1 protein-coding gene is annotated in these 367 nt (G+C 43.1%); it reads right to left on the bottom strand.

What is annotated here, in order from left to right; genetic code table 11:
• Positions 1 to 367, bottom strand: a 367-nt coding sequence (locus RCF13_RS23645) for a KR domain-containing protein (protein WP_308141601.1), incomplete at both ends; no start/stop codon positions are given.

Here is a 367-nt window from a genome sequence, read left to right as displayed (position 1 = left end):
CCGATACCTGCCAAGTGGAAAATACCGTCTAACTTACAGCCCCAGGTCGTTTCAGCTGTGTGCTGAAGGGTTTGAATGAAGCCATCGTCGTTAATATCGCCACTAACATATACAATCTGACCGCCCATACTTTCGAGATCTTTATAGGTCTTGATTTTTCTCGATAGATTGAGATTACAATCCATGTATTCGTCCCATAAAACACGGTCAGGCAAAATGGTTCTACCTACTATAATGATTCGAGTCTGATATTCCTTAAGCAGCATCCTAGCAACATGTGCGCTTATACCGCCAAGGCCGCCTGTCACTAGATAAACTCCCTTCTCTTTTATTGGCATTTCCATTTTTTCCTCAATTTCTGCCTCCG

Source organism: Stenotrophomonas maltophilia group sp. RNC7 (genome assembly GCF_030910085.1).
Classification (GTDB): domain Bacteria; phylum Pseudomonadota; class Gammaproteobacteria; order Xanthomonadales; family Xanthomonadaceae; genus Stenotrophomonas; species Stenotrophomonas sepilia.
Note: the sequence above shows the minus strand (reverse complement) of the source record. Positions and strands in the feature narration are given on the sequence as shown.